This is a genomic window from Virgibacillus salexigens, assembly GCF_000723585.1.
In the GTDB taxonomy this organism is placed as follows: domain Bacteria; phylum Bacillota; class Bacilli; order Bacillales; family Amphibacillaceae; genus Virgibacillus; species Virgibacillus salexigens.
Window position 1 is genome coordinate 2,403,262 of the sequence record NZ_CCDP010000001.1, and the last position, 21,457, is coordinate 2,424,718.

Here is a 21,457-nt window from a genome sequence, read left to right on the forward strand (position 1 = left end):
CTAAACTTTGTTCTCCAGCTTGTATACATAAGCTAATATTTCTGCAACAGCTTTAAAAAATTCTTCGGGAATCACTTCACCGATATCCACCGAACCATATAAGGAACGGGCAAGCGGCTTGTTTTCTACAGTAATAATCTCATTTGCCTTAGCTATTTCTTTAATCTTCCAGGCGACTTCATCTGCACCTTTAGCAAGAATATAAGGTGCACTTGCCTTTGCTTCATCGTATTTAATCGCTATCGCAAAATGAGTTGGGTTTGTTATAACTACATCAGCTTGCGGAACTTCACTCATCATTCTACGAGTTGCCATTTGCCTTTGTTTTTCTTTTATTTTAGATTTAATTAAAGGATCCCCTTCAATATTTTTATACTCGTCTTTAATATCTTGTTTTGACATTCTCAGGTTTTTTTCATAGTCGTAACGCTGATAAACATAATCAAGCACAGATAGAACTAGTAGAACAATTGTAGCCGTAATCCCCATCACCATCGTTACCTGACCAAAGAAAGCAAGGGCGCTATCGGGCGTTTTAAAAGCAAGCATCATCATATCATCTTTGTAAATCCAAATAACCGCAAACGTAACTGCACCAATACAAACAATCTTTAATAATGACTTTAGTAATTCTACTAAAGCGCGCACGGAGAAAATCCGCTTCGCTCCCTGAATTGGGTCAATTTTCTTTAAATCAAATTTTATCGATTCTGTAGTAAACAGAAATCCGATTTGCAAAAAGTTGGAGGCAATTCCTGCAATTAATGCAATCAGCATAATTGGCGCTAAGATTTTAGCAATTTCAACAGTAGCCCCAGTAAACAATTGATGTACCGTTGCCTCTGTAACATCCCAATGAATGAATTCTGTAAATGTATGTTCAAATAAGGAAGTCATTCCATCCTTCATCGAGCTTCCAAACACAAAAAGAACGATAAATGAAAATAATAATAAAATCGCGGTATTTACATCTTGGCTTTTAGCTACCTTACCCTTTTTACGTTCATCTTGTCTCTTTTTTGGAGTGGCCTTTTCAGTCTTTTCCCCAGCAAAAAACTGTAAATCTATTTTTAGCTGCATGCTATCCACCTCCGAATAATTGCATTAAACCTCGAATAGTAGTGAATAGTATTTCGAATAAATGCTTTACTAAAACAACGTATAAGCTCATAAAAAACAATAAAGCTACAAAACTAACGAATATCTTTAATGGGAGACCAACAACAAATACATTTAATTGTGGTACAGTTTTTGCCACAATGCCCAGGGCTACATCTACAAGAAATAAGCAGCCCACAATAGGTATCGCTATTTGAAAAGCTATTAAAAACATTTGATTAAACGTTTCTATTACAAATTGAGCAATGTTTTCGTTTTGAAAAGGAATGAACCTATCGAGAGGTATAAAATGATAGCTATTTACTATTCCATCTATTAATATGTGATGGCCATTCACCGATAATAAGAATAATAAAGCAATAATATAAAAATACTGGCCGGTTAACGGACTCTGAGCGCCTGTTTGCGGATCAATTACATTAGCAATTGCAAATCCCATCTGAAAATCAATAAAACCACCAGCAATTTGTACAGCGGAAAGAATGATATAGGCAATTAAACCGATTAGAAGGCCCACTAGCGCCTCTTTCATAATCAAAAACAAATAGGTCCCATCAAAGGCAATACTTCCTCCATCTACTGTATAAAATATGAGGAAAGCCAAGAAGAAGCTAAGACCAAGCTTAAACGGTCTAGGAATAGTACGATATGAGAATAATGGCATCGTTGCAAAAAAGGCTACAACACGTACTAAAATTAATAAAAAAACTGGAAGACTATTAACATCAATAACATCTAACATACATTACCCTACAAACTGATTTATATTTTGAAATAAATCGGAAGTAAACTCTACCATTTCCGTCAGCATCCATGGTCCAAAGAAAATCAGGCCAACTAATACAGCAACAATTTTCGGGATAAAGGCCAAGGTCTGTTCTTGTATTTGTGTTGTCGCTTGGAAAATACTCACTAACAATCCAACCGCCAATGCTAAAATTAATAATGGACCTGTCACTAACAAGATTGTAAATACGCCTTTTTCAGCAAGACTTAAAACAAACTCACTGCTCATCGAATAGATCCCCCTTTAATGCTTTCTTAAAAACCATCTAGTAGTGAATGCGTAATTAAATACCAGCCATCCACTAAGACAAATAATAAAATCTTAAATGGTAATGAAATCATTACAGGAGGTAACATCATCATTCCCATTGACATCAAAACACTAGCTACTGCCATATCTATAATTAAAAATGGTACAAATATCATAAACCCCATTTGAAACGCCGTTTTTAATTCACTAATGGCAAATGCCGGTACTAACGTAGTAAGTGGAATCGCTTGTACTGATTCTGGCTGCTCCAATTCAGCATAATTCAAAAACAGTGCCAAATCCTTTTGTCTCGTATGTTCAGCCATAAATTCTTTAATGGGTAAACTAGCCCCTTCATAGGCTTCATCTAGCGAAATTTCTTCTTTAAATAATGGTTCTAAGGCTTCGTCGTAAATCTCATTAAACACCGGAGCCATAATAAAAAAGGTTAAGAAAAGAGCTAAGCCAATTAACACTTGATTCGGTGGCATTTGTTGCGTTGCTAAAGAAGTTCGTACAAATGACAGTACAATAATGATTCTAGTAAAACTTGTCATTAAAATTAAAATACTCGGAGCAAGTGACAAAATTGTGAGTAAGAGTACAAGCTTAACCGAAGTTGCTACATTTGTCGGATCGGAACCAGAAAACATATCGATAAATTCATTCATGCTTATCTTCCTTTTGCTTGTTGAATTGTTTTATTAAGTCAGTTCGATTTTGCTTGAGTTTATCCAGTTCCTTTGCAAAAAGACCATCAAAACTTTCTTTTCCTTTTGAGCTATGGGGTCTCCCATTTACTCCTATTTTATGAAACAATGAAAAGAATCCATCATCCGAATTGGAGCTATTTCTTCGAGTTAATTCATCAATAAATGATTGGTCTGTAATTTCTCGTAATAACTCCACATTTTCGCCTACACCGATTAAATAATAGTTATTACCTACGCGAATAATTTGTATGGACTTATTCTGCCCAAGTGATATACCACCAAGATTCTCCAACGTCTTCACTTGACTGAATAAAACATTTCGTTTTTTGATAAATCGTAACAGGAGATAAATCAGTCCCAATACGAGCAATAATGCAAATACTAACTTCACCATACTTAACCATAATGGGTCAGTCTGTGTCTTCACTTCACTCTCATTTTCCGAATTCGACGTAGGTGCTTCTTCTGTTTGTTCACAATCTTTCTGTTGTTCAATACAATCATTTACAGATGTTGTTTCTGCAGCTATTTCTCTTGGTGTCAGTATCAGAATAAAGAAACATAAAATGATGCTACAGAAACAGATATATTTTCTCAATATTCTTCACTCACTTTATTCATGCAATGCCTTTTGAATTGCTTCAATCACGCGTTCTGCCTGGAATGGCTTAACAATAAAATCTTTTGCTCCTGCTTGAATGGCATCAATGACCATTGCCTGTTGTCCCATGGCTGAGCACATAATGATTTTTGCGTTTGGATGTTTTGCTTTTATTTCTTTCAAAGCACTTATTCCATCTTTCTCTGGCATGGTAATATCCATGGTGACTAGATCAGGTAAAACATCCTCGAACTTCTCTACCGCTTCGCCTCCGTCTTGCGCCTCAGCCACTACTTCAAATCCATTCTTTGTTAAGATATCTTTAATCATCATTCGCATAAAAGCTGCATCATCTACAATTAAAATACGATTTGCCATTTTAACTTCCTCCTATGAATCTATTCATTGATTATTTTAATTTCATTATTCGATCTGTCGGACTAGCAATATCCGTAACTCGCACGCCAAAGTTCTCATCAATAACGACAACTTCACCAGTTGCAATTAATTTCTCATTTACTAAAATATCTACTGGCTCACCGGCTAGTTTGTCTAGTTCAATAATTGATCCAGAGGATAATTCTAAAATATCTTTAATAGAACGTTTGGTTCTTCCTAACTCGACAGTAACTTTTAGTGGAATATCTAACAGCATGTCTAGATTACGTTGTGTTTTATTAGATAATTGGATTGGTTCAAATTCAGAAAAATTCGCTTGCTCGATCGATTGTTGATAAGTTGTTGCATTCCCTAAAACATGCGTTTCATCTTTTTGTTCGGATGTAAGTGATTGACTTTGTTCGTGATTAAACATAGGCACCTCCACTTGCTCCAACGCAGCTGAAGATTCTTTCTCCGCTGGTTCTTCATGTAATAATTGATTAACAAGTTCCTTAGCAAACTGGACTGGCATTAGTTGCATAATATTCGAATCTATTAAATTACCAACCTTTAATTGAAACGATACTTTAACAAATGGGTTTCCATCTAAGGCAATTTCCGATTGATTATCAGGATTTTCTAAATGAATGGTTGGAGGTGAGATATCTACTTTTTTCTGAAAGACCGTAGACATACTCGTAGCAGCGGCCCCCATCATTTGATTCATCGCTTCCTGTACCGCACTAATATGAATTTCGTTCAATTCATCTGTGGGGTTCGTACCATCACCACCAAGCATAATATCGGAAATAACTGCAGCATCCTCGGCTTTAATTACAAACACATTTTTCCCAGTGAAGCCTTCCACATAGTTCACTTGAATACTAACTGGTTCAAATGTAAAAGCTTCTAATTCTTGCTGCTCCATCACAGAGACTTTCGGTGTAGTAATTTCAACTTTTTGATTTAATAACGTTGATAAAGTAGTTGCAGAGCTACCAAATGAAATATTTCCAATTTCACCGAGTGTATCTTCTTCTATGCTCGTTAAATACTGCACTGTGTCGGATTTATTGTCAGATTCATTATCTTGTTCTGCACTAACTTTCAATAGTGCATCAATTTCTTCTTGAGAAAGCATTCCATCATTCATGACCTTCGTTCACCTCTTTAAATTCTTCCATTATCTGTACAGACAATCTATTTTTATAAGTACCTGGTTGTACGAAGAATTTTGGTTGGTTGTTTACTGCTAAAGTAAGTGGACTTTCTATCGTATTATTTAAACGAATCACATCATCTTTATTTAGCTGTAAAAATTCCTCTATCGAAATATCGGTTTCACCAAGTACAGCTTTTAATTCTATGGCTGCTTGCTGAACATTCTTTGTTAATTTCTCGTATGCAGCCTCATCTCTGTCCTTACTAGATGTTTGCATCCAATAATGTACAGAAAGTTTAGAGATAATTGGTTCTAAGACAATATGAGGAATACATATGTTAATCATCCCTGTAGCTTCTCCAATCGTTGTATTTAATGAGACTACAACCACTGTTTCATTTGGAGATACCATTTGTAAAAACTGCGGATTTACTTCAAATTCTTCAAGGACCGGATCAATCTCTACAATAGATGCCCAGGCTTCTTTCAGTTTTTCACTTGCTTTTTCAAACAGCTGTGACATTAAAATGGTCTCAATTTCTGTTAAGTTCTCTACTTTATTTAGACCACTTCCTGCTCCTCCAAGTGTGCGGTCAAGCATGGCATAAGCTATATTAGGGTTAACTTCCATTACTAGTCTTCCTTCTAATGGATAAACGCTATATGTATTAAGAATCGTCATTTTCGGTATAGATCGAATGAATTCCTCATAAGGGATTTGATCAACGGATGCAACTGAAATATGAATATATGTTCTTAATTTTGCAGATAAGAAAGTGGTCAGTAAACGTGCATAATTCTCATGAATTCGCGAGATACTTCGAACTTGGTCTTTAGAAAACCGTAAGGCACGCTTGAAATCATAAACTCGAACTTTTCTTTCCTTATCTTCCTTCTTTAATTCTTCGGCGTCCATTTCTCCTGATGTAAGAGCGGATAACAGTGCATCAATCTCGTTTTGAGAAAGAACTTCATCTGCCAATTGATTTCACCTCCATTATGGAGTTCAAATACGTAATTTTATTGCAAGATTTTATTAATTGTATAAACATCTGTGACCTTCCCTGACGTCATTACTTCATTAATTTTGGTTTTTACTTTTTCTTCTAAGTTTGTTAAACCTGTTTTGAAATCTTCCTCTTCCATTGTAGTTAGTTCTTTGATCAGTATATTTTTTAATTGAAAATCACGGTTACCCAACTCCTCCTTTGCTTCTTTGCTATCTGTAATGACTTGAAATTGAATGCGAACAAAGCTGTCATCATTAAGATCCGTTGTAATTTCGGGAGTCTCATAAGCATAATCTTCTATTTTTTTTATAGATGCTGCACTCCCTTTGTGGTTATTCGGATCCATATTCCAAAAGATCATGAACGCAGCGATTCCGCCAATAGCTAATATAGCTACTGAAATCATCATCGTTTTCACCAATCTACTCACTTTGGTCATTGACCTCCTTCTGTGTAACTACGAGTCCGATTTGCTGATAGTAATTCTTGACTAACTGGAGTACCTCATCTTGTTTATTGTTAACAACCAATTTCTTTCCATTTGTTAACGTAATCGTAGTATCAGGAAATTCCTGAATTTGTTCAATTAGAATTGCATTTAATGTAAAAACTTCTCCATTTAAACGTGTTAACGAAATCATCTTATAGGCGGGAGTGTCTTTTAAAACACCCCCTCCCCCCTTACTAACGTTTTAGATTTACTAATTCTTGAAGGATTTCATCAGAAGTTGTAATAATTCTCGTATTTGCTTGAAAACCACGTTGGGCAGTAATCATTTCCGTGAATTCTTCGGATAAGTCAACATTTGACATTTCTAGAGCTCCACTAACGATCGAAGCAGTACCCTCTGTTTCAGGTGTCGTTATGCCATTATAGCCGGCATTTTCACTCGTTAAGAAAAGGTTGCTTCCTGCTTTTTCAAGACCGGCTGGGTTCGAAAAATTTGCTAAAGCAATTTGACCAGCTTCTTGACTTTCCCCATCTGCATTAATATAACTAACGGTACCATCAGATTGGATACTGAAACTCTTCGCATCTTCTGGAATAGTTATCGCTTCATTGTTCATATCTTGAAGGTAGTAACCATCTGCATTCACAATAGCTCCATTATCATCTAAGTAGAAATTTCCAGCACGTGTATAATAAGTCGTTCCATTTCCCTCTAATACGAACATGCCATCACCTTCTAACGCTAGATCGAGTGGGTTATTTGTTGTTTGACGGAAGCCTTGTGTGTGTATGTTGTCAATGGACCCTAGCTGAGAGCCTAAACCAACTTGTGAAGGATTTACTCCTCCTCTACCAGCTGTCGGTCCTTGAGCACCTGCGGTAGTTTGACTCATCATGTCTTGAAACGTTACTCTACCTTTTTTAAACCCGGAAGTATTAACATTGGCAATGTTATTACCAATCACATCTAACTTCGTTTGAAATCCTTTCATACCTGAAATACCTGAATACATTGAACGTAACATCTTCGTAACCCCTTTTCGTTATTTTTTAACTACACTGTATCCATCAGTCAACAGCTAATTGGCTTCCCAATAGGGTCCAGCCTATTCTTCAATTAAGATTGTTCCATTTATATTGGTAAAGATTCTATTCATTGCATCATTTCGATCCATCGCGGTGACTACTGTATTATTCTTTGTACTAATTAGCAGAGATGCTTGTTCCAGCACAACAAGAGAATCAGTAATCCCTTTTTCCTTCGCTTCAGCTACCTTGTTTTCGATCATTCTCCACTGTTTTTCGGTTATTTGAATATTTCTTTCCTGTAATCGATCTGTTGCATGCTTACTAATAGTCAGCCCTTTGATTTCTTGCTGCTGTGAAGCAAGAATATCCTTAAAGCTTGCCCCCTCCGTTCGTTTATCTGTTTTATAAAGAGGTTGCATTGCATGTTTTGAAATTTGGTGAATCCGATGATCCACATTACTCATTTGCTTCATCACCTTGATTATTATTGCTTTCAGAGTCGGTTGGATCTCTTACTTCAAGTGCAGCATCGGCATAGATTTTTTCTCCATTATCAAGTTCTAATATCGCCCATCCATCTTGCTGACTCACAGCCACTACCTTACCTGTTTCAATATCAAGTTTTTCTCCTGTTTCCTCATCATAAGCTTGATAAGATATTTGTTTACCAATCATGTGGCTGTACTTTATTACTGGAGAGACAAGCTGACTTTGAACGAGCGTGTCAATAGAATTCGTCATATTCATCATCTGTTCCAACGAAGAAAACTGTGCCATTTGAGAAATAAACTCACGATCGTCCATTGGATTGGTTGGATCCTGGTTTTGTAATTGAGTCATTAATATCTTAAGAAACTCATCCTTCCCAAGATCGGGACTAGGAGTTCTAGTTGCTTGGTTGTTTAAATATAATGAAGGATCAATTTTCGCCATTTCTTACACCTCCTATGCTTGTTCGTTTATTAGTAATTCCTTCAATTGGGTATCAAAATCATCATTAAATGGATGTTCCTGTTGTTCCTGTTCCAGGTTTTCCTTTGGCTGGTCTTGATCTGAATATTGTTCTGAATTCGTATCAGGCTGTTTTTGCATATGTTGTGATGGTTGTTGCGACTGGAAGTCCTGTTTCTCGACAACAACTTGCTGTGGAGAAAACATATGGCGCAATTGCTGCATATTTGATTCAAGCATGTCTTTCGTTGCTTGTGAACTTACAAGTATTCGAACCGTCATTTCTCCCTCAACTTGCGTTAAACGGATGATCATTTCCCCTAAGTTCTGAGGTCTTATCGATATATTGAGTTGATTCGTACCATTAGGCATAGCCATAAATCGACTGGACTTAATAATATGTTGAAACTGTTCCATGAATTGTTTTCCCGTGCTGTTTGAGCTCTGTTGAGTCGGATTGATATAAATTGCATGTTGTTCAATTTTCGCACTAGGAACCGTTGATGAATAAGCTAATCCTCCAACAGTATCCTTCATTCCTTGTTGTTCTAACGTATTCGATAACCACTTTGCCACATCTTGAACCGTCACTTTTGCGTCGCTATTATATTGCTGTTTTTGGACTAATTGGTTTCGTTTTGCAAAAGCTTGGACGAAATTTTGCCAAATAGCTGCTTCTTTGGAGTTTGTTTTAGACAGCAAAGGTATTTGGTCTTTTGAAATGTGGGCCCCATTTTTATTTACTTCATTTGTCCATTTCTGTAAAAGCTGAAGTACTTTTGGAGCAACTTTGGAAGTTTCTTGTATCGTTGTTAAAGACCCAAGTATTTCCTTCACCTCAGCAAATAATTGCATAAATACATTATCTGATTGGATATGCTTCCATTTTTCAGACGACCCATTGACATGTCCCATCCATTCGACTTGTTCAGAAGCACTTTCCATTTCCAAAGTCAGATTCTTATTAACCTGTTTAGAACTTTCTGATTGGATATCCTCCCATTGTTTCGCAGTTATCATTAAGGGTAATTCACCCATAACTTGCTGCGGTGCTTCGCCCTTAGCAAATGCTTGTTTTGTTAGCGTATCATCAGAAGCATGATGTTTACCTAGAATTTGTTGAAACAGAAATGGCCGCGCTTCATTCGATAATTGACTGTTTTTTGATGGATTCATCAACTTCGGTGACGATTGTAATTGCTGAAATATGTGAGCAGCCCCATTGTTCATGCCTTCACCTCCTTTCACCTTCATCAAAAGTTAATTTTCACTTTGAATAAATTGCTGCGTTAATGCAGCAGCTGCCTTGGAATCCATTGCCTCAAGGATTTCTCCACGTACTTCATTGGATACTTCTTTTAATATGGCTAAGGCAATCTCATTATCTAAATTTTGAATAATTGATGCAGCTTGCTCTTTATCCATATCTTTAAACGAATTAGCCATTGTTTTAACAGAACTTATTTCTTCTTCACCTTGAGCAGTTTCTGATTCTTTATTTTCTTTCTGACTATTTTCCAGTTTAAGAATTTCTTGCTCTAATTGTTCGACCGCAGCTTCTTTATCATTAAGATCTGATTTAAGTTGCTTCATTTCTGCATCTTTTTTGTCTAATTGGTTCTGGATGCGTTCTTGTTCATGCTGTATCGTTGCTTCATCTTCTGTGTCAATTACATTCGAAACAACCGGAATCCCATTCGCTTTTTCCTTCATCCATCCTGTTACATCAATTCCAGCGACACTTAATATGATTAATACAAGTGTAATTGTGACAGTAATCGGAATGACAATTGCAAATAAAAACCAAAGAACAGGATTCATTTTTTTCTTATCCGTATCGTATTTTTTGACCATGCACTTCACCTATTTTTATGATTTAAGAATTGATAAATCGATAATTCATCCATTGATGCTTTTTCTTTTCTTTGCTGTATTTCTATTTCATTCTTTTCTCTCGTTTCAATCAGTTTCTCAAACTTCTTCATCTCGATATGCGCATTCGTTAACTGCTCTTGTTTTGACTCCATATTATTTCTTGCTTGATTAACCTCTTCCTGCAAGCGGACAATATGATGATTTAATTCTTCAATATATCTAACCTGTTCTCTTAACTTTTCAAGTGTTGTCATATCCGAAAGTGATGCTTCATAAGACGCCTCTGCTGCTTCTTTCTTTTTTAATAACTCGTATAGTTGTGTTCCAATTGCTTCAAAGAAATCAATCGATTGCTGATATACTTTTTGAGCAGCGATTTTTTCCCTTTCTCGGACATGTAATAGTTTATTTAGAACCACGGTTTCTGCCATTCATGTTTACCTCCCGTTTAGTACATCCATCATTTGTTCAATAGACTCCGATAGCGAACTTTTGTCATAGATATCTTGGTTGAGAAACGACTGTATCTTTGGATAATAAGAAATGGCTCGATCTATTTCCTTATCTGTACCTCGTTTGTAAGCACCAATTTGAATCAGTTCCCTATTTTCTTCATATGCTGCAATTAGAGACCGTACTTCATTAGCTGTTTGTTTATGTGTGCTATTAATAACTTGATTCATTACTCGACTAATCGATTTTAAGATATTAATTGCCGGGTAATGACCACGCTCTGCTAATTTACGGTCCATGACAAAATGACCATCAAGAATCCCTCTAACTGTATCAGCAATCGGTTCATTCATATCATCGCCATCAACTAATACGGTATAAAAGGCAGTTATCGTTCCTTTTTCATTAGTTCCCGTACGTTCTAGTAACTTTGGTAATGTAGCAAATACAGAAGGAGTATACCCTTTAGTAGTTGGTGGTTCCCCTGTAGCCAGCCCTACCTCTCGTTGTGCCATAGCAACCCTTGTTACCGAGTCCATCATTAAATTCACCCGATATCCCTGATCGCGAAAGTACTCACTGATTGCTGTAGCAGTATAGGCACCTTTGATTCGCATTAACGCTGGTTGATCAGATGTTGCAACAACGACAATTGATTTTTGTAATCCCTGTTCTCCGAGGTCTTTTTCAATAAATTCCCTTACTTCCCTACCTCTTTCCCCAATTAATGCAATGACATTTATATCGGCGCTGCTATTACGAGCTATCATCCCTAATAATGTACTCTTACCAACGCCGCTTCCAGCAAAGATCCCAATTCGTTGGCCTTCTCCAACCGTTAATAACGAATCAATTGCCTTTACACCTACTTGTATCGGCTTCTCAATAGGCGGCCGAAGCATTGGGTTTGGCGGAGATTGTTCAGTCAAATAATGAGTCAATCCTTTTGGTAACGGCGTTTCATCTAAAGCATTTCCTAAAGAATCAACTACCTTTCCAATCAAACCTCTGCCAATTTTTACAGTTAATGGTTTTTTGGTAGATTCTACAAGACAGCCCGGTCCAATTTCTGAAACTTCAGAGTATGGCATTAATAGAATTTTTTCATTATTGAAACCGACAACTTCTGAGATGATTGGGGAATTACGGTTTTTGGCTGGATGAATATAGCAAACTTCTCCTACATTAGCAGCTGGTCCCTTGGATTCGATCATAATTCCCACCACACGTAAAACTTTCCCATAACGCTTGTATGGGTCAGCCATATCAATAGCATCTAAATATGTCGACACGTTCATTGATTCTTTTCACCCACAATTTCATATAGCACTTGTCGAAGCTCTTGCAGTTGTGTATCAATACCTGCATCCATTTGTCCGAATGGATGTTTTATTTTACATCCATACTCATCCAATTCTTCATTCACATAAAAGGATAGCTTTGCATCATTCTCAAGAATAGATTTCAATTCATCTTTATGTTGAAGTACAAATTCAAATTGATTGGGATGAAGGTAGATGGAAATAATGGATTGATCTTTTAGCTCTTTGATTGCTGACTTAATAATAGGAAGGAATGATGTGGGATGTTGGTTAATCATTTGCTTCATTATTTTTTCAGCTGTATGTATCGCAAGTGTTAAAATGGCTTCTTCATTTTCATCAATCAACGAGTGGTAGTCTCTTCTGGCTGCTGTAATAATTTGATTTGCTTTCTCTAAATCAGTTTGATACTTGCTTCTACTCTCCTTTTCACCAGTAGAGAACCCTTCTTCATATCCTAGTTTCTTCGCTTCTTCTATATAGGACTGACGTTCATGCTGCCACAATTCTTTTTCTTTATTAATTTGTTCCCGAGCTTGCCTCAGTAACTCTTCACTTTCTACCTTTATGTGTTCTAATTGTGCTTGGGCTTTATGAACTTCCTCGTTAACATCTGTCTGCATTCTCGCTAATTCATCCGTGGTTGATGTTTGATTTGTTAGTAAATGGACCGGCTTGATTTTAATTTGCCTAGTTGATTGGTTCGTATCGTTAGACAATAATATCGTCACCTCCACCTCTAGCAATTACAATTTCGCCAACATCCTCCAACCTTCGGATAATCCCAACAATCCTTGTTTGTGCCTCCTCTACATCACGAAGACGTACTGGCCCCATATATTCCATTTCCTCTTTAAATGTTTCCGCCATTCGTTGAGACATATTTTTAAATACAATATCCTTTACTTCATCACTTGCAACCTTTAATGATAACCGTAAGTCTTCATTTTCCACCTCACGGATAACCCGCTGAATGGCTCGGTTATCCAATATAACAATATCTTCAAACACGAACATTCGTTTCTTGATTTCCTCAGCTAACTCCGGATCTTGAATTTCTAATGCATCCAAAATGGTTCTTTCCGTACTCCTATCTACACCATTCAATACTTCAACAACGGCTTGGATACCACCAGTTTGTGTATAATCTTCCGTCAGGGAGGTAGATAAGTTCTTTTCTAAGACTTCTTCAACTTGAGAAATAATCTCCGGTGATGTAGAGCTCATCGTAGCAATTCGCTTCGCGATATCCGCTTGCATTTCCTGTGGCAATGAAGATAATATTTGCCCGGATTGCTCAGCATCTAAATAAGAAAGTACTAATGCAATGGTTTGTGGATGCTCACCTTGAATAAAATTTAAAACCTGGTGAGGATCCGCCTTTCTAGCAAAATCAAATGGACGCACTTGCAAGGAAGATGTTAGCCGATTAATAATATTAGAAGCTTCCTGTTTACCAAAAGCTTTTTCTAAAACCGTCTTGGCATAACCTATCCCGCCTTGCGATATGTAATCCTGTGCTACAGCAATTTGATGAAATTGGTCTAATACTTCATCTTTTAATTCATTATCTACTTTCTTTACGGAGGAAATTTCTAGGCTTAATTTCTCAATTTCCTCCTCTGATAAATACTTATAGACTTGTGCGGAAACATCTGGACCCAGGGAGATTAAAAGTATTGCTGCTTTTTGTTTTCCTGTTAATACGCCTCTCTGTCTTACCATATCAACTACCTCCTAATCTTCTCCGATCCAGCTTCTTAATAGTTTCGCAAAATCTTCCGGTTTTTCTTTTGCAACTTTTTCTAATTGTCTTTTTCTAACCATTGACTCAGATTCTTCTTTTTCTGGTATATTTGGAACATTAATTGGTTCCTCGCTGTCAATTTCTTCCTCAACCTCTTCTGCTTTTCTGTTGCGAAGTAATTTAATCACAAGAATAATGATTGCTAGAAGTACAATTCCTCCTACGATATAAACCCACGCAGGAATAACTGGTGTTGTAGCTGATGATGCCGTTTGCTTACCTGTGAATTCTTGAAAAACAATCGATACTTTCTCTTCAGGTTCTATATTTTCTACATATTCTCTATCGATAGAAGTAGTAATAATGGAATTCATAATGGAATTCATTCCTTCTTCCACCGTCGCTTCCTCTTGTTGTGTTAAGTACTCTACTTCACTGCCATTCTCATTTTTCACAGCGTTCACAGCCACTTGTATTCCTAAGTCTCTTACTTTGTATGGACTCTCAACAATATTCTTTCGAATTCGATTGAACTCATTGTTGATCGTCTCTTTCACCATCTCATACTCGCCATTATCCTCTTCGTCTGTACCTTGATATCCTGCTGTGTCTTGATCGCTTGTACCAACGTTTCCAGCTGCAGCCGCACCGTCACCTGTATATGTTTCTTGGATGGTTTCAATACTTACAGGAAGACCTTCCATATTTTCTAAATCTACAGGATCGACAATTTCTTCTGTACGATTCTCTTGCGTAAAATCAATATCAGAAGTAACCGACACGATCACATTTTCTAGTCCCACCATGGCACCTAACATTTGTTGTAGACGTTTTTGAATATCCTGCTCAATATCTTGCTTAACCTGCTGTTGATATGTATAAGTGTCTTGTACATTTCCAGTCGTGTTACCAGGTTCAAAACTCTCAAAATATTGATTTGTTATCGCTATATTTTCTATTGGTAAATTTGGTACTGCTTTGGATACCATATGATACAAACCATTAATTTGCCCTTCTTGAAATTGATAACCAGGCTTTGTATTCAATACAATCGAAGCACTTGCATTTTGTTGTGTATCATTAACAAAAACCGCTTCCTCTGGCATATTGATCATCACTTGAGCATCATTTATACCGTCAATTCCCTTCATTAAATTTGCTAATTCTGTTTGCATTGCATCCAGCTTCATCACATTAAATTCATTCTCGGTAACACCCCATGAAGCATTCTCACTAAAGAATGAATAATCAATATTGCCGCTATTAGGGATCCCTTGACCTGCTAAATCAACTAGCAAGCTATCTACTTGTTCATCAGGAACCAGTATTGTTGTTCCATTCTCTTGTAATTCATAAGGAACACCTCGTGTATCTAATTCCGCTTTAATCTGCCCTGCTTCTTGAACGGATAAGTTGTTGTATAACGGTACGAACTTAGAATGAAAGGCAAATAATAAAATTGCCGTAATAAGTAGTACAATAATGATCATAGTTCCTATAAAAATCCGCTTCTGACTTTTGGTACGATCGGTCCAGAAAGCCGTAGTAGTGTTTTTGAATTTTTTTATTTTCTCGTTCATGACTTCCCCCACTAACGTGCTAAGTGTAAATACCCTTTCTGACTGTTTGTGAACAACTAAACTTGCATGCTCATCATTTCTTTATAGGCATCTACTACCTTCTTCTGGATTTGTACGGTCGCTTCTAATGTTATACTAGATTTTTGTGCTGCTATCATCACATTATGTAAATCGTCTACACTGCCATTAGCTAAAGCTTTTGTTTGCTGGTCAGAGGCGACTTGTGTTTGGTTCACTCCATCAATGGCCGTTTTCAACATAGACGCAAAATTAGCTTGTGCTTCTCCCACCGTTGCCTGAGCTTCTAACCCATTATTATGTACTGCTTGCTGCGGTATTTGATTATTAATAGACTGAATCATTACGAATACTCCTTTCGATTATTTTCCTATTTCCAACGCCTTCATTAACATTGATTTACTCGCATTTAATGCCGTAATATTCGCTTCATACGATCTTGTGGCACTCATTAAATCTACCATTTCTTTTAAAGGCTCGACATTTGGTAATTGAACGTATCCATTCTCGTTCGCATCTGGATGTGAAGGATTATAAACGAATTTAAACGGCGTCTCGTCTTCCGTTATATCTGTTACCTTTACTCCTCCTGGCTGTCCAGAATTCTTCGCACGGTTTAACAAAGACTTAAAGTTGGCTGATTCAGACTGCATTGTAACCATTTTTCTTCGATATGGTTCATAATCCCCATTTTCATTTACCGTTGCTCTCGTAGATTGAGCATTAGCAATATTCGAGGAAATGACATCCATTCGTAGTCTTTGAGCAGTTAGTGCGCTTGCACTAGATTCGAGTGCGTGGAATATGGACATCTTAGCTTCCTCCTCTTAACGCTGTTTGTAAACTATTAAATTTCCCATTAATCCGATCGGTTAACGCCTGGTAATAAATTTGATTCTCAGCAAGCTCCGACATTTCTTTATCTACATCAACGCTATTGCCATTATGGTTATAAGATGTAGCAGAATTAGTAACTGTTTGGTATACGCTAGTAGATTCTTGGTTAAACGGTATGTGCTTTGAATTTGTTTGTCTTGCTTGCAATGGTGAATCTAATGCATCCGACAAAACTTTCTTGAATGCTACATCTTTTGCTTTGTAATTAGGCGTATCGATGTTTGCAAGATTCTGTGCAATCACTCGATTCTTTGCTGTAGCGTAATTTAACGAATTTTCTAGTGTATGTATTGTTCCACTAAATAAACTCATAACATAACCTCCCAAAATGTACCTGTTTCAAATTGTTAACAACAGCCAAAAAAAATCAATTATCTACGAACAGTTTAAGTCATATATTTAACAAAGTCTATTACTTTTCGACATTTTCCTCAGAAAGAACAAAATATGGTTAATTTATAATAGGTAATATTTACTATTTATCTACCTTTTTTTACTAATCATTAAATATTCACTTTTAAAGTGTAAGTGAAATTGCCTTTTTTATGTTAAAAACGAAAGAAAAATTGATTTTCTTTTTGTTTGCTAGTTCATATGTAACAGAAATCCCTTATATAAAAAGTCCTGAAATATTCATAAATTCGACACTAAAATTATGAACGACAAAAAAGCCAGAGCATTCTATGCTCTGGCTAAAATTAAATGTAATTTTACAACTTATCTTGAACGTAATTTTTCTAATTCTACTAGGAAATTGTTGTTAAGTACTTTAATGTACGTACCTTTCATACCTAAAGAACGAGACTCAATTACTCCTGCGCTTTCCAGTTTTCTTAATGCATTTACGATAACTGATCTTGTGATACCAACACGATCAGCGATTTTACTTGCCACTAGTAATCCTTCATTGCCATTCAATTCTTCAAAAATATGGTCAATTGCTTCTAGTTCACTGTATGACAAGGAGCTAATTGCCATTTGTACAACAGCTTTGCTTCTAGCTTCCATTTCAATTTCTTCCGTCTTTTCATGAAGAATTTCCATACCAACTACCGTTGCACCATATTCTGCTAGTAGTAAATCATCTTCACTGAAACTTTCTGTGAGACGTCCAAGCACTAGTGTGCCTAATCTTTCCCCGCCACCGATTATTGGAACAATCGTCGTTAAACCAGATTTAAATAACTCACGGTTTTCTACAGGGAATACAGTTTGAGGACTGTCAATATCAAGGTTCGCTGTCGTCTCATGAATATTGTATAATCCTTCTGTATATTCTTGAGGGAACTGACGGTCTTCTAGCATTGATTTCATTCGCTCATTTTCGATCTCTTGATTAATTGCAAACCCTAATAGTTTACCGCGTCTGCTAAGAATATAAACATTCCCCTTAATTACTTCCCTTAGCGAAGCAGACATGTCATTAAAATCAACTGACTTTCCGGTAGATTTTTGCAACATAGCATTAATTTTTCTTGCACGATTTAATAGTTCCATAAGGATCCTCCATTCGATCTTTGTAATTATAATATATATTGGCTTAAATCTTTATTTTTAGCGATAGTACTTAATTTTTCGTCAACATAAGCTGGAGTTATGTCAATTGTATCCATATTTACTTCAGGTGCTTCAAATGATAGATCTTCCAATAGTTTTTCTAAAATTGTATGAAGCCTTCTTGCACCAATGTTATCCATTTCTTGGTTTACTTCATAAGCAATTTCGGCTAATCTATCTACAGCATCGTCTGTAAACGTAACATTTATACCTTCCGTTTTCAATAAAGCTTTATATTGTTTAATTAATGCATTTGAAGGTTCCTTCAGAATGCGCTTGAAATCTTCGGTTGAAAGTTTGTCAAGTTCTACCCGTATTGGAAATCTTCCTTGAAGCTCAGGAATCAAATCAGAGGGCTTAGACATGTGAAAAGCCCCAGCTGCTATAAATAACATATGGTCTGTTTTCACAGCACCATGCTTGGTTACAACTGTTGAACCTTCAATGATAGGAAGGATATCACGCTGCACACCTTCGCGAGAAACATTTGCACTGTTTTCTTGTTTGCCAGCAACTTTATCTATTTCATCAATAAATAATATACCTGACTGCTCTGCACGCTGAATGGCTTCCTGTGCAGCTTCTTCCATATCAACAAGCTTACTAGCTTCTTGTTGTGTTAAAACCTTCCTGGCTTCTGATACTGGTAATTTTCTTTTCTTTTTCTTCTTTGGCATAAACTGACTAAATGCATCCTGCATATTCATGCCCATTTGTTCCATTCCTGAGCCTTGAAGCATATCGAACATCGAAGGACTTTGTTCTTCGATTTCAATGGTTACGATATGATCCTCCAGCTCCCCTAATGCTAATTGGTGTTCGGTTCGCTGCCGCTTATTACGAATTTCTTCTTCTTTAGGTTCGTTTTCTTCATCACTTTCATCATTAGACTGTGATGGAAATAACATTTCAAAAGGATTTCTTGCATTATTGTCTTTTTTCGCTTGTGGGACCAACAGTTTAACTAATTTCTTGTTCGCTTCTTTTTCAGCTTTGCCCATAACTTCTTTCATTTTTTCTTCTTTTACCATACGCAAAGCCATTTCTACTAAATCTCTTACCATTGATTCAACATCGCGACCAACATAACCTACTTCGGTAAATTTGGTAGCTTCCACCTTAACAAAAGGGGCTCCAACTAGTTTCGCCAACCTTCTTGCTATTTCTGTTTTACCAACACCCGTCGGACCAATCATTAAGATATTCTTGGGAACAATTTCATCTTTTAAAGACTCTTCTAACTGCATTCTTCGATATCTATTTCGTAAAGCTACAGCTACGGAACGCTTCGCGCTGTTCTGTCCAATAATATACTTATCTAACTGTCCAACAATTTGCTTCGGTGTGTAATCAATACCCATATGCCAAAAGGCCTCCTTTTAATCAAGCACCTCAAGTGTGATATGATCATTCGTATACACACAGATTTCTCCCGCAATTTCTAATGCTGATTGAGCTATCTCTTTTGCTGTCATTTGACTAGAATATCTAGCTAGCGCTCTACCAGCACTAAGTGCATAATTCCCACCAGACCCAATCGCTAATATCCCGTCATCCGGTTCAATTACTTCTCCTGTACCTGAAACTAAAAACATATTGTCTTTGTTCATTACAATGAGCATTGCTTCTAGTTTTCTTAATACCTTATCACTTCGCCATTCCTTTGCAAGTTCAACCGCTGCTCGAGGAAGGTTTCCATTAAATGCCTCTAATTTACCTTCGAATTTTTCAAATAACGTAAATGCATCTGCTACAGAACCGGCAAAGCCTGCTAGCACCTGCCCTTTATATAAAGTACGGACTTTTTTAGCTTTATGTTTCATAACAACTGCATTTCCTAACGTTACTTGACCGTCACCACTCATTGCACATTGATCGTTATGCCTTATGGCAAAAATTGTGGTGGCATGCATTTCATTGGTCACACCTCTCACCTCTTTCGCTCCATAAATTAATCATTTGCTCTTGGGTGACTTTTCATATATACGCTGCGCAAATGATCCTTTGTTACGTGGGTATAGATTTGTGTAGTAGACAAATTTTCATGACCTAGTAATTCCTGAACGCTTCGGAGATCGGCTCCCTCATTCAAGAGATGTGTAGCAAATGTATGGCGTAATTTATGCGGATGTACATGCACAGTAAGAGCCGCCTTTTCTACCATTTTATTCAACAAATTGCGAATACCTCTAGTAGTAATAGGCGTACCACGATGATTCAGGAAGACAGCATTCGTTGCTTGGTTTGATTTCGACAGTAACGCTTTTCTACCATCCTGTATGTATGTTTCCAGGGCAATTTCGGCAAACTTACCATAAGGAATATAGCGTTCCTTTCTGCCTTTACCTTTAACAAATACGGTGCCTATAAAAAAATCAATGTTGTCTATGGTTAACTGTTGACATTCGCTTACTCGCATTCCTGTAGCATACAGAAGCTCTAAAATTGCTTGGTCGCGTTGACCTAGTGGTTTAGTAAGATCACTGACTTCAAATAATTTCTTCAACTCTTCTTTATATAGGAAACCCGGTATTGCCGTATCTGTCTTCGGTAAATGAATATGCACAAATGGGTTACCTGCGCTTAGGTTTTCCCTTTCTAGATATTTAAAGAAAGTACGAAGCGTTGATATTTTTCTTGAAACGGATCTTCTACTTAACCTCCTGTCATACAATAGATTAAGGAATAAACGAACAACCCTTTGGTCTACATCTTTTAAATCAGCTATACCTTCTGAATTCAGGAAATCGAAAAATATTTCCAGATCATTCAGATAATATTTAACAGTATAAGGCGAAGCATTTTTTTCTATTTGCAAATACTCCTTAAAGGATTGCCAATAATTCATGTAATTATTCAAAATTTCACCCCGTTAAGCAGCGAATAAATCATAACATAGAAAATAGTGATAAGCAATAAACTTAACTAAATTGTAACAAAATTCTGAATTGATGTCACCCCAAGCTATTTACTAACATGCTTGATGAATTTATTTTGACATACTTCCATTTTCTTACTGTCAAGTAATTATCCTTACCAATGCGTAATTATATCTGTTTCGAGATAGTAAGTCAACAATTTACATCTATAATGAAAAAAAGAAATTTTCTACACCTTACCGAATCCGTCTACTCCCTCTATTTTGCTACTTTAAAATGCCTAACTCATCTATTTTTGCTTTCGTTTCAATTGTCCCTAAACGGTATAATTCTTGATAAATTTTCACTAAATATTCACTATACCCATCACGTTCGTCATCTGCTCCCCATTCATCAAAAGGCTTCGCTAAATACTCAACAGCATTAACAGCGTATTTATCCTTATTCATAAATAACTTTTTCATTTCTTCAATATCACTTGTATCTGCAATGATTTCATATTCTACACCACTTCCAGGCACGGAGAACTCTCGAATATCTTGGGTATCTACAGTTATAAAATAATGTTTTTTATCCGCCATGTTTAGCGCCTCCCTTATTAGCTATGTATCCTTTTTTAATTAAACTCAAACTTTTGAAATGAATGTGTATATTTTTGCAAAAAGAAAACTGCTCG

Annotated in this window: 28 protein-coding genes; all 28 read right to left on the minus strand. The window is 36.5% G+C overall.

All coding sequences use genetic code 11. The annotated features are described in order from the left end of the window. Nucleotides 1-1,080 carry a flagellar biosynthesis protein FlhB gene (gene flhB / locus BN990_RS11510; RefSeq protein ID WP_038244290.1) on the minus strand — a complete coding sequence of 360 codons (1,080 nt, stop codon included), beginning with the start codon at nt 1,078-1,080 and terminating at the stop codon, nt 1-3. Between the two features lies 1 nt (nt 1,081). Beyond that, nucleotides 1,082-1,861: a flagellar biosynthetic protein FliR gene (fliR, locus tag BN990_RS11515; protein WP_038244294.1), complete on the minus strand. Its 780-nt coding sequence runs from the start codon at nt 1,859-1,861 to the stop codon at nt 1,082-1,084. A gap of 3 nt (nt 1,862-1,864) precedes the next feature. Further along, the gene (fliQ, locus tag BN990_RS11520; protein ID WP_021291563.1) at nt 1,865-2,134 is read right to left on the minus strand and encodes a flagellar biosynthesis protein FliQ; all 270 of its coding nucleotides are present in this window, start codon (nt 2,132-2,134) and stop codon (nt 1,865-1,867) included. A gap of 26 nt (nt 2,135-2,160) precedes the next feature. Continuing rightward, entirely contained in the window at nt 2,161-2,826 is a 666-nt protein-coding gene (fliP, locus tag BN990_RS11525; protein ID WP_021291564.1) for a flagellar type III secretion system pore protein FliP, read from the minus strand. Next, nucleotides 2,819-3,466 (minus strand): flagellar biosynthetic protein FliO, encoded by a 648-nt coding sequence (locus BN990_RS11530; RefSeq protein WP_021291565.1) that lies wholly within the window; start codon nt 3,464-3,466, stop codon nt 2,819-2,821. Before BN990_RS11530 ends, fliP begins: the two co-directional genes overlap by 8 nt. Before the next feature lie 15 nt (nt 3,467-3,481). Continuing rightward, the gene (locus BN990_RS11535) at nt 3,482-3,847 is read right to left on the minus strand and encodes a response regulator (protein ID WP_021291566.1); all 366 of its coding nucleotides are present in this window, start codon (nt 3,845-3,847) and stop codon (nt 3,482-3,484) included. Between the two features lie 31 nt (nt 3,848-3,878). Next, on the minus strand, nt 3,879-5,003 hold the full coding sequence (gene fliY / locus BN990_RS11540; protein ID WP_021291567.1) for a flagellar motor switch phosphatase FliY: 1,125 nt from the start codon (nt 5,001-5,003) through the stop codon (nt 3,879-3,881). After that, complete coding sequence (gene fliM / locus BN990_RS11545; RefSeq protein ID WP_021291568.1) at nt 4,996-5,994, minus strand: flagellar motor switch protein FliM; 999 nt, start codon at nt 5,992-5,994, stop codon at nt 4,996-4,998. The genes fliY and fliM overlap by 8 nt, the downstream gene beginning before the upstream one ends. A 38-nt stretch (nt 5,995-6,032) precedes the next feature. Continuing rightward, nucleotides 6,033-6,452 carry a flagellar basal body-associated protein FliL gene (fliL, locus tag BN990_RS11550; RefSeq protein WP_038245219.1) on the minus strand — a complete coding sequence of 140 codons (420 nt, stop codon included), beginning with the start codon at nt 6,450-6,452 and terminating at the stop codon, nt 6,033-6,035. Continuing rightward, nucleotides 6,445-6,663, minus strand: coding sequence for a flagellar FlbD family protein (locus BN990_RS11555; protein ID WP_021291570.1), 219 nt, complete (start codon nt 6,661-6,663; stop codon nt 6,445-6,447). The genes fliL and BN990_RS11555 overlap by 8 nt, the downstream gene beginning before the upstream one ends. 43 nt (nt 6,664-6,706) lie before the next feature. Further along, nucleotides 6,707-7,498, minus strand: a complete 792-nt coding sequence (gene flgG, locus BN990_RS11560) for a flagellar basal body rod protein FlgG (RefSeq protein ID WP_021291571.1) — start codon at nt 7,496-7,498, stop codon at nt 6,707-6,709. A gap of 81 nt (nt 7,499-7,579) precedes the next feature. Continuing rightward, nucleotides 7,580-7,966: a TIGR02530 family flagellar biosynthesis protein gene (locus BN990_RS11565; protein WP_021291572.1), complete on the minus strand. Its 387-nt coding sequence runs from the start codon at nt 7,964-7,966 to the stop codon at nt 7,580-7,582. Further along, nucleotides 7,959-8,435, minus strand: coding sequence for a flagellar hook assembly protein FlgD (gene flgD / locus BN990_RS11570; RefSeq protein WP_038244301.1), 477 nt, complete (start codon nt 8,433-8,435; stop codon nt 7,959-7,961). The genes BN990_RS11565 and flgD overlap by 8 nt, the downstream gene beginning before the upstream one ends. Nucleotides 8,436-8,447: 12 nt before the next feature. Next, nucleotides 8,448-9,683, minus strand: a complete 1,236-nt coding sequence (locus BN990_RS11575; protein ID WP_038244304.1) for a flagellar hook-length control protein FliK — start codon at nt 9,681-9,683, stop codon at nt 8,448-8,450. Nucleotides 9,684-9,713: 30 nt separating this feature from the next. Next, nucleotides 9,714-10,307, minus strand: coding sequence for a MotE family protein (locus tag BN990_RS11580; RefSeq protein ID WP_021291575.1), 594 nt, complete (start codon nt 10,305-10,307; stop codon nt 9,714-9,716). Between the two features lie 5 nt (nt 10,308-10,312). After that, nucleotides 10,313-10,759: a flagellar export protein FliJ gene (gene fliJ, locus BN990_RS11585; protein ID WP_021291576.1), complete on the minus strand. Its 447-nt coding sequence runs from the start codon at nt 10,757-10,759 to the stop codon at nt 10,313-10,315. Between the two features lie 6 nt (nt 10,760-10,765). Beyond that, on the minus strand, nt 10,766-12,079 hold the full coding sequence (gene fliI / locus BN990_RS11590; RefSeq protein ID WP_021291577.1) for a flagellar protein export ATPase FliI: 1,314 nt from the start codon (nt 12,077-12,079) through the stop codon (nt 10,766-10,768). Then, the gene (gene fliH, locus BN990_RS11595) at nt 12,076-12,822 is read right to left on the minus strand and encodes a flagellar assembly protein FliH (protein ID WP_038244318.1); all 747 of its coding nucleotides are present in this window, start codon (nt 12,820-12,822) and stop codon (nt 12,076-12,078) included. Before fliH ends, fliI begins: the two co-directional genes overlap by 4 nt. Continuing rightward, nucleotides 12,815-13,828: a flagellar motor switch protein FliG gene (gene fliG, locus BN990_RS11600; RefSeq protein WP_021291579.1), complete on the minus strand. Its 1,014-nt coding sequence runs from the start codon at nt 13,826-13,828 to the stop codon at nt 12,815-12,817. Before fliG ends, fliH begins: the two co-directional genes overlap by 8 nt. A gap of 12 nt (nt 13,829-13,840) precedes the next feature. Further along, entirely contained in the window at nt 13,841-15,430 is a 1,590-nt protein-coding gene (gene fliF, locus BN990_RS11605) for a flagellar basal-body MS-ring/collar protein FliF (RefSeq protein ID WP_038244321.1), read from the minus strand. A gap of 56 nt (nt 15,431-15,486) precedes the next feature. Further along, a complete protein-coding gene (gene fliE / locus BN990_RS11610; protein WP_038244324.1) occupies nt 15,487-15,792 on the minus strand; it encodes a flagellar hook-basal body complex protein FliE in 306 nt (101 codons plus the stop codon). 18 nt (nt 15,793-15,810) lie between these two features. Beyond that, nucleotides 15,811-16,260, minus strand: coding sequence for a flagellar basal body rod protein FlgC (gene flgC / locus BN990_RS11615; protein WP_038244326.1), 450 nt, complete (start codon nt 16,258-16,260; stop codon nt 15,811-15,813). 1 nt (nt 16,261) lies between these two features. After that, nucleotides 16,262-16,657: a flagellar basal body rod protein FlgB gene (flgB, locus tag BN990_RS11620; RefSeq protein WP_021291583.1), complete on the minus strand. Its 396-nt coding sequence runs from the start codon at nt 16,655-16,657 to the stop codon at nt 16,262-16,264. Nucleotides 16,658-17,062: 405 nt separating this feature from the next. Next, nucleotides 17,063-17,842, minus strand: a complete 780-nt coding sequence (gene codY, locus BN990_RS11625; protein WP_021291584.1) for a GTP-sensing pleiotropic transcriptional regulator CodY — start codon at nt 17,840-17,842, stop codon at nt 17,063-17,065. Nucleotides 17,843-17,868: 26 nt separating this feature from the next. Beyond that, nucleotides 17,869-19,263 carry an HslU--HslV peptidase ATPase subunit gene (gene hslU, locus BN990_RS11630; RefSeq protein WP_021291585.1) on the minus strand — a complete coding sequence of 465 codons (1,395 nt, stop codon included), beginning with the start codon at nt 19,261-19,263 and terminating at the stop codon, nt 17,869-17,871. Nucleotides 19,264-19,281: 18 nt separating this feature from the next. Beyond that, nucleotides 19,282-19,827, minus strand: a complete 546-nt coding sequence (gene hslV, locus BN990_RS11635) for an ATP-dependent protease subunit HslV (RefSeq protein ID WP_021291586.1) — start codon at nt 19,825-19,827, stop codon at nt 19,282-19,284. Between the two features lie 26 nt (nt 19,828-19,853). Next, nucleotides 19,854-20,750 carry a tyrosine recombinase XerC gene (gene xerC / locus BN990_RS11640; protein WP_031335593.1) on the minus strand — a complete coding sequence of 299 codons (897 nt, stop codon included), beginning with the start codon at nt 20,748-20,750 and terminating at the stop codon, nt 19,854-19,856. A 297-nt stretch (nt 20,751-21,047) separates the two neighbouring features. Further along, nucleotides 21,048-21,362 carry a hypothetical protein gene (locus tag BN990_RS11645; protein ID WP_021291588.1) on the minus strand — a complete coding sequence of 105 codons (315 nt, stop codon included), beginning with the start codon at nt 21,360-21,362 and terminating at the stop codon, nt 21,048-21,050. Between the last annotated feature and the right edge of the window lie 95 nt (nt 21,363-21,457).